The organism is Pseudoxanthomonas sacheonensis (assembly GCF_031455975.1).
GTDB lineage: Bacteria > Pseudomonadota > Gammaproteobacteria > Xanthomonadales > Xanthomonadaceae > Pseudoxanthomonas_A > Pseudoxanthomonas_A sacheonensis_A.
In genome coordinates this window covers 654,899-668,352 of sequence record NZ_JAVDTT010000002.1, presented here as the reverse complement: position 1 = coordinate 668,352, position 13,454 = coordinate 654,899, and the positions used below count along the sequence as shown (strand labels likewise).

The 13,454-nt window shown below is 67.5% G+C and carries 10 protein-coding genes; 5 read left to right on the top strand and 5 right to left on the bottom strand.

All coding sequences use genetic code 11. The features are described from left to right. Positions 1–6: 6 nt before the first annotated feature. From J2W94_RS10185 to J2W94_RS10165, 5 genes are read right to left on the bottom strand one after another with little or no spacing between them, the layout of a single operon-like run. The gene (locus J2W94_RS10185; protein WP_310092830.1) at positions 7–333 is read right to left on the bottom strand and encodes an STAS domain-containing protein; all 327 of its coding nucleotides are present in this window, start codon (positions 331–333) and stop codon (positions 7–9) included. Continuing rightward, entirely contained in the window at positions 320–979 is a 660-nt protein-coding gene (locus J2W94_RS10180; RefSeq protein ID WP_310092828.1) for an MlaC/ttg2D family ABC transporter substrate-binding protein, read from the bottom strand. Before J2W94_RS10180 ends, J2W94_RS10185 begins: the two co-directional genes overlap by 14 nt. Then, the gene (mlaD, locus tag J2W94_RS10175) at positions 976–1,533 is read right to left on the bottom strand and encodes an outer membrane lipid asymmetry maintenance protein MlaD (protein WP_310092825.1); all 558 of its coding nucleotides are present in this window, start codon (positions 1,531–1,533) and stop codon (positions 976–978) included. Before mlaD ends, J2W94_RS10180 begins: the two co-directional genes overlap by 4 nt. A gap of 4 nt (positions 1,534–1,537) precedes the next feature. Next, a complete protein-coding gene (locus tag J2W94_RS10170; RefSeq protein WP_310092823.1) occupies positions 1,538–2,290 on the bottom strand; it encodes an MlaE family lipid ABC transporter permease subunit in 753 nt (250 codons plus the stop codon). Next, entirely contained in the window at positions 2,290–3,078 is a 789-nt protein-coding gene (locus J2W94_RS10165; protein ID WP_310092821.1) for an ABC transporter ATP-binding protein, read from the bottom strand. The genes J2W94_RS10170 and J2W94_RS10165 overlap by 1 nt, the downstream gene beginning before the upstream one ends. 177 nt (positions 3,079–3,255) lie before the next feature. On the opposite strand from J2W94_RS10165, the gene recC reads away from it, so the two are divergent. From recC to J2W94_RS10140, 5 genes are read left to right on the top strand one after another with little or no spacing between them, the layout of a single operon-like run. Then, complete coding sequence (recC, locus tag J2W94_RS10160) at positions 3,256–6,624, top strand: exodeoxyribonuclease V subunit gamma (RefSeq protein WP_310092819.1); 3,369 nt, start codon at positions 3,256–3,258, stop codon at positions 6,622–6,624. Further along, positions 6,621–10,265, top strand: coding sequence for an exodeoxyribonuclease V subunit beta (locus J2W94_RS10155; RefSeq protein WP_310092817.1), 3,645 nt, complete (start codon positions 6,621–6,623; stop codon positions 10,263–10,265). Before recC ends, J2W94_RS10155 begins: the two co-directional genes overlap by 4 nt. Continuing rightward, positions 10,262–12,103 carry an exodeoxyribonuclease V subunit alpha gene (gene recD / locus J2W94_RS10150; protein ID WP_310092815.1) on the top strand — a complete coding sequence of 614 codons (1,842 nt, stop codon included), beginning with the start codon at positions 10,262–10,264 and terminating at the stop codon, positions 12,101–12,103. The genes J2W94_RS10155 and recD overlap by 4 nt, the downstream gene beginning before the upstream one ends. Positions 12,104–12,159: 56 nt before the next feature. After that, the gene (gene folE, locus J2W94_RS10145; protein WP_310092813.1) at positions 12,160–12,771 is read left to right on the top strand and encodes a GTP cyclohydrolase I FolE; all 612 of its coding nucleotides are present in this window, start codon (positions 12,160–12,162) and stop codon (positions 12,769–12,771) included. A 50-nt stretch (positions 12,772–12,821) separates the two neighbouring features. Next, positions 12,822–13,178, top strand: coding sequence for an endonuclease domain-containing protein (locus J2W94_RS10140; protein WP_310092811.1), 357 nt, complete (start codon positions 12,822–12,824; stop codon positions 13,176–13,178). Positions 13,179–13,454 lie beyond the last annotated feature (276 nt).

Here is a 13,454-nt window from a genome sequence, read left to right as displayed (position 1 = left end):
TGGGTACTACGGCGTGGGGGTGGTGCCGGGGAAATCCAGCCCGGACGTCAAGCGATAAGCGGTGCGCAACTCGGACAAGCCGGCGGGTTCGCCCTCTATCTGAGGAGCTGCGCCTGCCGCGCGCAAGCGCGCGGCGAGTTCGGCCAACAATGCCAGCCCGGCACTGTCCACGGAAGTGACTTTGGTCAGGACAATGCGTTGCGCGCCGGCCAGCAATTTGCTGGCCGACGGCCACAAGCCGGCGGCCGCGGCGCGATCGATCGCGCCAGCGAACACCAGCGCGTCGCCGTCGCGATCGACGCTGGCCGTATCACCAGTGTTATTGGCCGCCATTGGCCTGCATCTTGCCGGCGCGCAGGTCGGCGGCGACCTGGGCGATGGACTTCTGCCGCAGCGGCGCGTCGAACTGGTTCTTGAAGGTCTGCACGTAGGAAATGCCTTCGATCATCACGTCGAACGCTTTCCATTGGCCGCCGACATTGCGGACCAGATAGTCCACTGGGATCGGGTCGCCGCCGTCGCGCAGCATCTCGCTGGAGACCTTGACCCCGCGGTTGCCGGGCAGCGGCGACTCGGACTTGATGCGCACGCGCAGCTTGGTGTTGAAGTCCAGCAGCGAGGTGCCGTAGCGGGACATCAGGTTGTCGGCCAGCGCATCGGAGAACAGCTTCACGTCGGCATCGGACGCACCGCGGCCATGCACGCCCAGCACCAGGCGAGCGGCGTAATCGCGGTCGAACGTGCGGTTGAATTCGCTGGTGACGAATTGCTTGAGCGCGGCCGGATTCTTGCGGAACTCGGCGCGGCGCTGTTCCAGCGTGGTCAGGATGCGGGTGCTGCTGTCGAGCACCACCTTGCTGGCGCTGCCTTGGGCGGCGGGCGCGGCGGCGGCAGGCTTGGCCGCCTGTGCGGTGGCCAGCAGCGGGGCGCCGGCGAGCAGGGCGGAAGCGATGACGAGCGAAAGCAGTGACTTCTTCATTTGGTAGGTTCCTCGGAGGGCGGGGTAGCGGCGGGCGGTGCGCTGGCGTCGGCGCCGGCTTCGGCGCTGTTTGCCTCGCCAGAGCCGGCCGGCTTGCCGCCGCCGCTGAACATGTATTTGCCGACCAGTTGCAGCAGGTCGACCGCGGGTTGGGTGTAGGCGATCTCTTCGCCGGGCTTGAGCACTTCCGGGTCGCCGCCCGGGGACAGGCCGATGTAGTTTTCGCCCAGCAGGCCGCTGGTGAAGATGCCGGCGGAGGTGTCGGCGGGCAGATCCTTGTACTGCTTGTCGATATCCAGGGTCACGATGGAATCGAATTTGACCGGGTCCAGCTGAATACGGGCCACCTGCCCGACCACCACCCCGCCGATCTTCACCGGCGCCTGCGGCCGCAGCTGGCCCAGGTTGGTGAAGCGCGCGGTCAGCTCGTAGCTGCTGCTGCCGAAACCGAACTTCTTGTTGGTGGAGGCGATGGCCAGCACCAGCAGCGAAGCCAGCGCCAGGAAAAGGAAGGCGCCGACGGCGAATTCGAGACGGGGTCCACGGACGGCCATGGCATCAACTCCTGAACAACAAGGCGGAAAGAACGAAATTGAACATCAGCACCAGCAGCGAGGCGTTCACCACCGCACGGGTGGTGGCGACCGAAGTGCCTTCGATGGTGGGCTCGGCATGAAAGCCTTCGTAGGCGGCGACCAGGGCGCAGGTGCCGCCGAACACCGCCGACTTCAACAGGGCCACGCCGAAGTCGTCGTAGAAATCGACGCTATTGCTCAGCGCCGACCAGAACACGCCGTTGTCCAGGCCCAGCACGTGCACCGCTTCCAGATAGCTGGCGCTGATGGCCAGGCTGCAGAAGAAGCCGGTCAGCAACGGCACGGTCAGCACCGCCGCCCAGAAGCGCGGAGCCACGGCCTTGGCCACCGGGTCGATGGCCATCAGCTCCAGCGCCTTGATCTGGTCGGTGGCGCGCATCAGGCCCAGTTCGGCGGCGATCGAGGAACCGGCGCGGCCGATGAACAGCAGGGCGGTCAGCACCGGCCCCAGTTCGCGGTACAGCGACAGGCCCAGCAGGGTGGAGAGCGCATCGGAGGCGCCGAAGGTGGTCAACGTGCGCCAGCCCTGCAGGGTCAGGACCAGGCCCACGAAGGCGCCGCCCACGGCGATGATCGGCAGCGAACGTGCGCCTATTTTGTAGATTTCGCGTGTAAGTTCGGCGAAAAAGTCCTTGGTCGGTTTCGAGGACCGGAACACCGACAGGGTGAACAGACCGGCGCGGCCCACCGAACGGATCGAAGCGACAAGGGGCATCAGGCGGCCTCCGTCCGGGGGGTGGCATCGAAGGCGATGGGGCCGTCCGGCTGCCCGCGCAGGAACTGCAGCACCAGCGGGTCGGTGGTGGCTTCCAGTTCCGCCGGGGTGCCGGAGAACACGATGCCGCCGTTGGCGATGACCACCGCCTGATCGGCGATGGGCAGGGTCTCGTGCACGTGGTGGGTAACGATGACGCTGGTCAGGCCCAGGGTGTCGTTGAGGCGCTGGATCAGGCTCATGATCACGCCGCTGGCGATCGGGTCCAGTCCGGTCAGGGGTTCGTCGTAAATCATCAGCGGTGGGTCCAGCGCCAGCGCGCGCGCCAGTGCAACACGCCGGGCCATGCCGCCGGAGAGCTCGCGCGGATAGGCATCGGCCGCGGCCAGCAGGCCCACGGCGTTGAGCTTGAAGTTGACGATGCGTTCCACCAGCACCGCCGGCAGTTTGGTGTGGGTGCGCAGCGGCAGGGCGACGTTTTCGCCCACGCTCAGGTCGGTCAGCAGGCCGTTGCCCTGCAGCAGCACGCCGATGCCCTTGCGCATTTCCAGCAAATGACGGGTGCCCCGGGGCACCGGCTTGCCGAACACCTCGACCGTACCCGCCGCCAGCGGCAGCTCGCCGGTCAGCGCCGCCAGCAAGGTGGACTTGCCGCTGCCCGACGGGCCCAGCACCGCAGTGATGCTGCCGCGCGGCACCGACAGGTCGATATCGCGCAGGATCGTGCGTCCGCCCCGGTCGAGCCGGGCGTTGGACAGGTGCACTACAGGCGAATCGGGGGAGGTCATCGGCACAGGCAATTCCGGAACAACCGTGGAGCATCAGGGTAGACGGCTGAACAATAGTGCACTACCCAGTTTCATTTTATGTCCTGCGGCGCAAACAGGCGACCGGCCGGTCCGACGGCGAGGGGGAAATGCAGTGCGGTCGCGGTGGCTGCGACCAGTCTGCGGCAAGATGGGCCGATGCCCGGGCCTTCCTCCGATTTCCGTCTGTACCACTCCAACGCGCTGGACGTGCTCGCCGGTCTGCTGGCGGCCGAGTTGCGCCAGCCTGTTCCCGGTCAGCCGCTATTGGCGCCGGATATCGTGCTGATCCCGCAGGTGGCGATGCGACGCTGGCTGCAGGCCACGCTCGCGGCCGAATACGGCATCGCCGCCAACCTGGAATTCCTGACCCCGGGCGAGTTCGTGCAGCGCGCGCTCGACGCCAATGTCGCCGGCGCCGCAGACGATTTGGGCGCGGACGCCTTGCGCTGGCAGCTGTACGCGGCGCTCACCGATGCGGCGGTCCTGCGCGAACCGGCCCTGCAGCCGCTCAGGCGCTATCTGGGTAGCGACGACGCACTGAAACCGTGGTCGCTGGCAGCAGAGTTGGCGTCGGTGTTCGAAAAGTACCAAGCCTGGCGCCGCGACTGGCTGCTGGGCTGGGAGGCGGGGCAGGCGCCGCGCGATCCGCAGGCGGCACTGTGGCGGCGTATCGCCGGCGGGCGCGCGCACCGTGCACGCCGCATCGACGACTACCTCGCGCGCTTCGGGCAAGCGGGCGACGGCAACGCCACGCTTCCGGCCGATCTGCCGCCACGGCTGTTCGCCTTCGCCACGCTCAATGTTTCGCCTGACGTGTTGCGGGTGATCGCCACCCAGGCCCGGGTCGGCGTGCTGCATTTCTATATGCCGACCCCGACCCGCTCGTACTGGGGCGATCTGCAGACGGTGGGCCAGCGCCTGCGCGCGCAGGAAAGCGATCCGTTCGGCGCGGTCGAATCCGACAACCCTCTACTGCAAGCCTGGGGCGCGGCCGGCCGCGATTTCATCGGCGTGCTCGGCAGCTACGAAGTGGTGCATCCTTCCGGCGAGATCGCGGCCTACGCCGATCCTGAGCAGCGCCGGGACGACCGCCCAGACCGCGACAGCCTGCTGCAACGCCTGCAACGCGACCTGCTGCATCGGCGTCCGCCGCCTTCGACGCCATGGCGCGATGCCGTCGATGTCCATGATCCAAGCTTGCAAGTGCATGCCTCGCCCACACGCCTGCGCGAAGTACAGGTGCTGCACGATCAGTTGCGTGGCCTGCTCGAAGACACCCGCTACGATCCGCCGCTGCAGCCGCGCGAGATCGCCGTGCTGGCGCCCGATATCGATCCTTACGCTCCGCATATCGAGGCCGTGTTCGGCGGTTTGGCTGGGAGCGCGGATTTCATTCCCTATGCCCTGGCCGATACCAGCCCGCTGGCGAGCGAACCGCTGGCGGAGGTTTTCCTGCATCTGCTGGCGCTGCCGATCTCGCGCTTCGGTCTCAACGAAATCCTCGACCTGCTGGCTTGCGCGCCCATCGCCAGCGCCGCCGGTCTGGATGCGCCCGCACTGGAGCGCCTGCACGGCTGGCTGTCCGCAGCCGGCGCGCGCTGGGGCATCGACGCGGACCATCGCCAACGCCATCAGGCCCCGCGCGATGACGCCTACACCTGGACGTTCGCGCTCGACCGCCTGTTGCTGGGTCACGCCAGCGGCGACGAAGACGACATCGCCGGTATAGCGCCGTGGCCGGAACTGGAGGGCAGCGCACTGGCTGCGCTCGATGCCTTGATCCGCCTGCTGCGCGTGCTTGCGCGCCATGAACGCGTGCTGGGCGAAGCGATGGCGCCGGCGCAGTGGCGGGAAAGATTGCTGGGCCTGCTCGAAGCGATCCTGCCGCAGGCGCCGCAAGCGCTCGCCGATCAGCGCGCGCTGGAACGTTTGCGCAATGGCATCGATGACTTCGCCCAGGCCGCGCACCGTGCCGGCTTCGATAAACCGGTGCCGCCGGAAGTGGTGCGCGCGCATTTCGCTACGCAACTGGCCGAGGCGGACACCCGCGCGCCGCTGCTGACCGGCGGGGTCAGCTTCGGCCGCATGGTACCGATGCGTTTGCTGCCGTTCCGCGCGATCTGCGTGCTGGGCATGAACGACGGCGATTACCCACGCCGCGATCCGGCGGCCGGACTCAACCAGCTCACCGCCGAACTGGGAACCGACAAGCGTCGCTATGGCGACCGCTCCCTGCGCGAGGACGACCGCTATCTGCTCCTGCAGCTGTTCACCGCCGCCTCCGAAGTGTTCTATCTGAGCTACCTGGGCGCGGACCCGCGCGACGGCAGCGCACGCGAACCGTCGGTACTGGTGTCCGAGCTGATCGACATCGCCGCCCGCTATCACTCGCAACCGCAGGTCGCGGTCGAAGCCTTGGTCGTGCGTCATCCCTTGCAGCCGTTCGCGGCGGCCGCCTTCGGTGCGGGCGACGAAGACGGTGACGAACGGGCCGAACCGCGCCGCTACAGTTATCGCAGCGAATGGCGGCCGGCCGCCGCCGCGCCGGCGTCGCGCAGCGCACTCGCGCGCTGGGTAGTCGATCCGTTGCCGTCGGGCGAAGCGGTGGAATCGCTGTCGCTCTCCGACTTGAGCAATTTTCTGCGCGATCCCGCCGATGCCTTCCTGCGTCATCGCCTTGCGCTGCGCCTGCCGGAGGCGGGCGAGGCCGCGGAAGACTGCGAGCCGCTGGCCGCGCCCGGCCGCGGCCTACGGCGCTGGCGGTTGCAGCAGGCGTTGTTCGAAGCCTGCGTGCGCGGATCGGTCGACGATGCGCAGCTGCACCGCGAACTGCGCGCACGCGCGCTGCTGCCGTCCGGCCCGCTCGGCGAGCGCCAGTTGAAAGCATTGCGTTCACAGGTGCAGCCCTACGCCGATGCGTTCGTGAATTGGCGCGGCGAACAGGAAGCGCAGCCGGAAGCGTTCGAACTCGATCTGGATGGCGTGCGCCTGCACGGACGCATCGAACAGTCGTACGCCAACGGATTGGCGCGGTTCCGTTTCGACAAGCTGCATGGGCCTTCGCAGATCGCCCACGGACTGGACTGGCTGGCGATGTCCGCGCTGGGACGCGCAAGCACGCTGTTCCAGTTCTACGAAACCGGAAGCGGTCCCGGTCCCGTCCCGCGCGCTCCGGTGCAGGTGGAAGCCGCGCGCGACGCGCTGCGTGCGTTGCTGCGCCTGCGCACGCAGGGCTTGCGAGAACCCCTGCCGTTCGGTCCGCGCGCAGGCTGGCTGTTGTACGACGGAGAAAGCCGGCTCGCCGCAGGCGAAAAGCCGCGCGCCAATAGCAAGACGCCGTGGGAGCGCGCCCACGATCAATGGCAGGCCGAGCGCGGCTTCAGCGAAGGCGGCACCGGCAGCGCGCGGCTCGCCTTGCGCGGGCGCGATCCGTTCCAGGACTCCGAGTTGGAAGAGGAATTCCGCGCCATCGCCAGGATCGTTTTCGATGCGGTGATCCTGGGACGCGATGGAGAGGCCGCATGAGCGCGCCGCTGGATGCCATCGCCCTGCAAGGCGCTGCCGACGCCTATCTCGATGTCCCTCTGCACGGCGTGCGGCTGATCGAGGCCAGCGCCGGCACCGGCAAAACCTTCACCCTGGCCACGCTGGTCATGCGCCTGCTGATCGAGCGCGGCCTGCGCCTGGAGCAGGTGCTGGCGGTGACTTTCACCGACGCGGCGACGCAGGAGTTGCGCGCACGCCTGCGCAAACGCCTGGCGCTGGCCGCCGATATCGCACGCGGAATGTTGGCCGGTGCCGATCCGGCGCACCCGGAAACCCCCGAAGTCGCGTTGACCCGGCAGATCCTCGAACGCCAGCTGGCGTTCGAGGACGCCGCGACGCTGCATGCGCGTTTGCGGCGTGCCGAACACGAAATCGACCTGGCCTCGGTGTTCACCATTCACGGTTTCTGCGCGCGCCTGCTGGCCGAACATGCGTTGCAGACCGGCCAGGCTTTCGACCCGCCGGAAATGATCGGCAGCGAACGCGAACTGCACGACGAGCTCGCCGCCGACCTGTGGCGCGCGCACGGCGCCGATCCGCGCGATGCCGAATTGCTGCAGACGCTGTGGTCATCCCCGGATCAGCTGGCCGGGGATCTCGGCGCGCTGCTGCGGATTCCCGCGTTGTCGCCGCATCGGCCCGACGACAGCCCCGATCCGCTGCCCGCATTGCAGGCCGCCTTCGATGGATTGGATGCGGCGCTGGCGAGCCACGGCGCCGACGCCCGCGCCAAGATCGGCACCGCGTTCGCGGCCAAGCATTTCGACGGGCGCAAGGCGCGGGCGGCGAGTTTCGAACAGGCCTGGGATTCGCTGGAGCGCGGCGTGGCCGGCATCTGCCTGAGCTGCGACGATCCGCATCTGGACAAGCTCACGCCCGAGCGTTTGCGGAGCTTCGCCAAGGCGGGCAGCGAGGATCGTGTGCCGACTTCGCCCTTGTTCGACGCGTTGGGCGAATGGTTCGCCGCCGACCGCTTGCGCACGCAATGGCTGGCGGAACAGGCGCTGATCCTGCTGTACCGCATCCGCGACGACGCGCGCCAGCGCCTGCAGCTGCTCAAGCGCACGCGCCGTATGCAGACCTACGACGACCTGATCGACGAGGTCGCCGAGGCGCTGGACGGACCTTATGGCGAAACCCTGGCCCGCAACCTGCGCAGCCAATACGCCATCGCGCTGGTGGACGAATTCCAGGACACCGATGCACGGCAGTGGTCGATCTTCCGCCGCGTGTTCGGCAGTGCCGATGAGCAAACCGCAGAATCCCCCGCGCCGGCGCTGGTTCAAACCGGGCTGTTCCTGATCGGCGATCCCAAGCAGGCCATCTACGGCTTCCGCGGCGGCGACGTGCACACGTATCTCGCCGCAAAGCGGGAGGCGATTGCCGCGCCGCCGTTGACGCACAACTTCCGTTCGCGTCCCGGCGTGTTGCGCGCGATCGAGGCGCTCTACCTCCAGGCGGGCGAACACGCGTTCGTCGATGAGGGCATCCGCTTCCACCCCGTCTCGCCAGGCGCGGGGACCGCCGATGTCGATTACCAGCGCAAGGGAAGCGTCGCACCGGCATTGACGCTCCGCGTTCTGGCAGCCCACGCAACCGATGCCGACAGCAAACCGGCCCCCTTGAGCGCGCCCGAATCGCGCCGGATCGCCAGCGAAGCCTGCGTCGAGGCGATCCATTCGGTCCTCAGCGACGCGCGCGCCGGGCTTGCGAGTATCGACGGCAAGCGCGTGCAAGCCGGCGACATCGCGGTGCTGGTGCGCAGCCACGCCGAAGCCACGCGCATGCGGATGGCGCTTTCGGCGGCCGGCATTCCGGCGGTGGCCGCCGGCAAGCAAAGCCTGTTCGAAACCGAGCAGGCCGACGAACTGCTCGCGGTATTCGAGGCTCTGCTGCAGCCCGCCGACGAAGGCCGCTTGCGTGCCGCGCTGTCGACGGTGCTGCTGGGCGCCGACGCGTCCGCCATCGATCGCCTCGACCACGACGACGGCTGGCGCAGCAGCAAACAGCTGCAGGCGCTGGCCTGGCGCGAACGCTGGCAGCGCCACGGTCCGCTGGCGCTGGTCTCCGATCTGTGCGCGGCCAACGCCGAACGCCTGCTGCGGCTGGGCGATGGCGAGCGCCGGCTGACCAACTCGATGCAGCTCGGCGAGCTGCTGCAGGAAGCCGATGCGCGCTCGCTCGGCATGCACGGACTGGTCGACTGGCTGCGCGCGCATATCGCCGATGCCGATGCCAACGACGAGCAGCAACTGCTGCGGCTGGAATCGGATGCGCGGCGGGTGCAAATCCTGACTCTGCACAAAGCCAAAGGGCTGGAGTTCCCGCTGGTGTTCCTGCCCTTCATCGGCGTGGGCAAGAAAGACGACAAGCCCTCGCGCCATTGCCAGGTGCCCACTGCGAGCGGGCGCGTGCTGCACTGGAAGTTGGGCAAGAGCGACGACTCGCAGCGCTGGCTGGAGGCGGTCGCCGCATGGGAACACGAACAGCGTGCCGAGGATGCGCGCCTGCTCTATGTCGGATTGACCCGCGCCGAACATGCGTTGTGGCTGGCGTCCGGCGACTTCTACAAAAACGAGGCCACCGCACTGGCGCCGATGCTGGCGCGGTGGGAGGAGCTGCGCGGACACGCCGACATCGTCATCGACGCGCGCGCGCCGCAAGGACTGCCGTCGCCGTTGCCGCCCGAATCCGTGCCCGAGGTTCCACCGGTACGCCAGTCGCATCGCGTAGTGCCGCGCGACTGGTGGGTCTACAGCTTCACCCAGCTCAGCAAGGCCGACGCCGGCGAATACGGAGTCGCGGCGACCACAGGCGAGCGGGGCGCAGAGGACGAACCGGAACCGACGGTGGGCGAAGAGTTGGGCGCACCCGTCGCCATCGACTACCGCTTCAGCGGCAGCCGCTTCGGCAACGTGCTGCATGCAGCGCTGGAACATGTCGACTTCGCCGTCTGGCGCGATTGGCATGAGCAAGCCGCACCAATCGGACAGGAGGAGCTGCTTCGCAATGCGCTGCGCAGCGGCGGGTATGTCGAGGCGGAACTGGAGGACGGCGTGGCCGAACTCACCCACCTGGTCGGGCGCACACTCACCGTGCCCTTGCCCGAAGGCGGGCGCCTGTGCCAATTGCCGGCCGATGCGCGCCGCGCCGAACTAGAATTCCATTTCGCGCTGAAGCCGACTTCGGTCGAGGCCTTGCTGGCGACGCTGCACGCGCACGGCGTGTTGCCTGGGCGCCGCGCATTCGGTTTGCGCCGCCAGCTCGAAGGCTTGATGACCGGCAAGATCGACCTGACCTACCATCATGACGGACGCTGGTACCTGCTCGATTACAAATCCAATCGTCTGCCTGCCTACGACGCCGCCAGCCTTGATCTGGCCATGGCGCATAGCGAGTACGACCTGCAGGCGCTGATCTATACCCTCGCCCTGCACCGCTGGCTGCGCTTCCGCTTGGGCGAGGCTTACGACTACACGCGCGATTTCGGCGGCGCACGCTATCTGTTCTGCCGCGGCCTGGATATGCAAGGCGATACGGTCAGCGGCATCCATGCCTGGAAGCCGCCGTTGGAGCTGGTCGCCGCGCTCGATGCGCTGTTCGCCGGAGGCGGCGCATGAGCTTGCTCGACGATCTGTTTCGCGGTGGCGCCCTGCGCGTGATCGACCACGCGCTGGCGCAGAGCCTGCGGCGTCTCGATCCCGCCACGCCCGACCCTGTGCTCGCCGCTGCCGCACTGGCGTCTTACGCAGTAGGGCAGGGCAATGCGGCATTCGATACGGCACGGCCGCAGCTGCTTTTCGATGTCGACATCGACTGGCCGGACCCCGAGGCATGGAATCGGGCGCTGTCCGATTCGCGCTGGGTCAGCACACCGAATGCGGAAGACGCTGCCCCCAGCGCCGCGCCCCTGGTGTTGGAGAACGGACTGCTCTATCTGCGCCGTTACCGGCAGTACGAGTACCGACTGGCCCTGCGCCTGCGGCAGATCGCGGCGCAGGCTCCACACGCCGATGACCTCGCGGCGTTGGCGCCGTTGTTCGCAATATTGTTCCCCGAGGCCCGCGACAGCGACGATCGCCAGGCGCGCGCGGCTGGGTCGGCCCTGTTGCGTTCGCTGTTGTTGGTCACTGGTGGTCCCGGGACCGGCAAGACCACCACCATCGCCCGCTTGCTGCTGTTGCGGATGGCGCAAGCGCGGCACGCCGGCGAAGCGGCGCCGCGCATCGCACTCGCGGCGCCGACCGGACGCGCCGCCGAACGCATGGCCGAAAGCCTGCGCACCGCGATTTCCGCCTTGCGCGGAACGCCGGGCGTCGATGCCGCGCTATGCGATGCGCTGCCCACGCAGGCCAGCACCCTGCATCGCCTGCTGGGTACGATTCCCGACAGTCCGCGCTTCCGTTTCGATGCGCAGCATCCGTTGCCGTTCGACATCGTGGTGGTCGATGAGGCGTCGATGGTCGATCTGCCGCTGATGTGCAAGCTGGTCGAAGCCGTGCCCGACCGCGGACGGCTGGTCCTGCTCGGCGATCCCGACCAGCTGCCTTCGGTGGAAGCGGGCGATGTGCTCGCCGCCATCCTCGATGCGGCTGGCGCCGGCGACAGCGCCGATGCCAAGCGCGCGCTCGCGCCTCTGCTTGGTGAAGGCGATTCCGATTCGTGTCGCGAACCCCCAACGCAAGGTTCCGCCTCGCCCCTGGCCGGACACCACGTGCGACTGCAACGCGGCTATCGACAGGATCGCGCGTTCGGACTCGCACCGCTCGCGCTCGCCGTACGTGAAGGCGATGCGGATGCCGCGATCGCATTGCTGCGTGGCGGCCGCTTGGCCGGCGTGCATTTTCACGAAAACCTGCTCGACCCGCTGCAAGCGCATCGCGACGCATTGCTCGTGCACTGGCGTCGGCTGGCCGAGATCGACGATCCCGAATCCGCGCTAGCGCTGGCGGCGCGTCTGCGGTTGCTGACCGCCGTACGCGAAGGGCCGCAAGGCGCGCGCGGACTCAACGCGCGCATCGAAGAAGCATTGGGAGCAAATCGCGGCCAGGGCGGTGCGTATTTCCATGGCCGCTTGCTGCTCGTCACCGAAAACAGTTACCGGCAGCGCCTGTTCAACGGCGACATCGGCATCTGCCTGCGTGGCGACAAGGGCGCGCCGGTGGTGTGGTTCGCGGGCGATGGGGAAAGCGGGCCGCGGCCCTTCCCTCCGGCCGCCTTGCCCGCGCACGAAAGCGCCTTCGCCATGACCGTGCACAAGGCGCAGGGTTCGGAATTCGACGAGGTCTGGTTGCAACTGCCGCGTCAGCGTACCCGCGTGCTTTCGCGCGAGCTGGTCTACACCGCACTGACCCGCGCACGCCGCGAAGTGCATGTCTGCGCCAGCGCCGACGCCTTGAGGCAGGCGCTGGCCCACCGCGTCGAACGCGTATCGGGCCTCGCCGCGCGCCTGGCATGACGGCTTCCGACAGCCCACTGGGTTACGATGCGCGTCCCCACAGGGAAACCGATCCCATGAGCAAGTCCGCGAAAAAAACCAGCCCGCGCCAAGTCACCCAGGATCAGGCCGAAGACGCCGTGCGCACGCTGCTGGCCTGGGCCGGCGAAGACCCCGCCCGCGAGGGCCTGCTGGATACGCCCAGGCGCGTGGCCGAGGCCTATGGCGACTGGTTCAGCGGCTACCGCGAGGATCCGCAAGAGTACATGGCGCGCACCTTCAAGGAGGTGGCCGGCTACGACGAACTGATAGTGCTGCGCGACATCGAATACGAAAGCCATTGCGAACACCACATGGCGCCGATCATCGGCAAGGTCCATGTCGGTTACCTGCCCAATGGCAAGGTGGTGGGCATCAGCAAGCTGGCGCGCGTGGTCGAAGCCTACGCACGCCGCTTCCAGGTGCAGGAAAAAATGACCGCGCAGATCGCCCAGTGCATCCAGGACGTGCTGCAGCCGCTGGGCGTGGGCGTGGTGGTGGAGGGCGCGCACGAATGCATGACCACGCGCGGCATCCACAAGCGCGGGGTCAGCATGGTCACTTCGAAGATGCTGGGCAGTTTCCGCGAGGATGCGCGCACTCGCGCCGAGTTCCTGCGCTTCATCGAGGTGGGCAACGGCAAGCGCTGAGTGAAGTGATCTTTCCCTGAGCGGAAAGAGATTTGAGACAAGGAGGTCTCATGACAAGAACCGCCAATTCGTTGTTGCATGCAAAGCGCATGCGTCAATCGGCTACGGATGCCGAAGCAAAACTGTGGCGAAACCTGCGGGCGGGGCGACTCGCCGGATACAAGTTCAGAAGGCAGCAGCCCATCGGCCGTTACATCGTGGATTTCGTTTGCTTTGAACAGCAGCTTGTCGTCGAGGTAGACGGTGGGCAGCACGTTGAAGCGCAGCTTTCGGACGCCCTGCGTACGGAATGGCTGGAGAGCGAGGGTTTTCGGGTTCTGCGGTTCTGGAATGACGATGTGCTTCTGCGTACGGACTTGGTTCTGGCAGAAATACTGAGAATGTTGAGCACCAGGCGAGGCCAATGACCCACCTCTCCCCTCGTGGGAGAGGTCGACGCGCTTGCGCGGCGGGAGAGGGGCGAGCGGAGACAGCAAAGTTGGCCCACTAGTGCGGCTGCCCACTCGATATCGACCGTTGCGCTGACCACATTGGCCATGGATTGCTACTCCGCTCACCCCTCTTCCGCCCTTCGGGCACCTTCTCCCACAAGGGGAGAAGGGGGCATCCGGACCCGCGATGGTTTTAACGAGAACCCGTACCGAGTACAGGGCGGTCGCTTCTCCCGCAAGGAAACAAAGGAA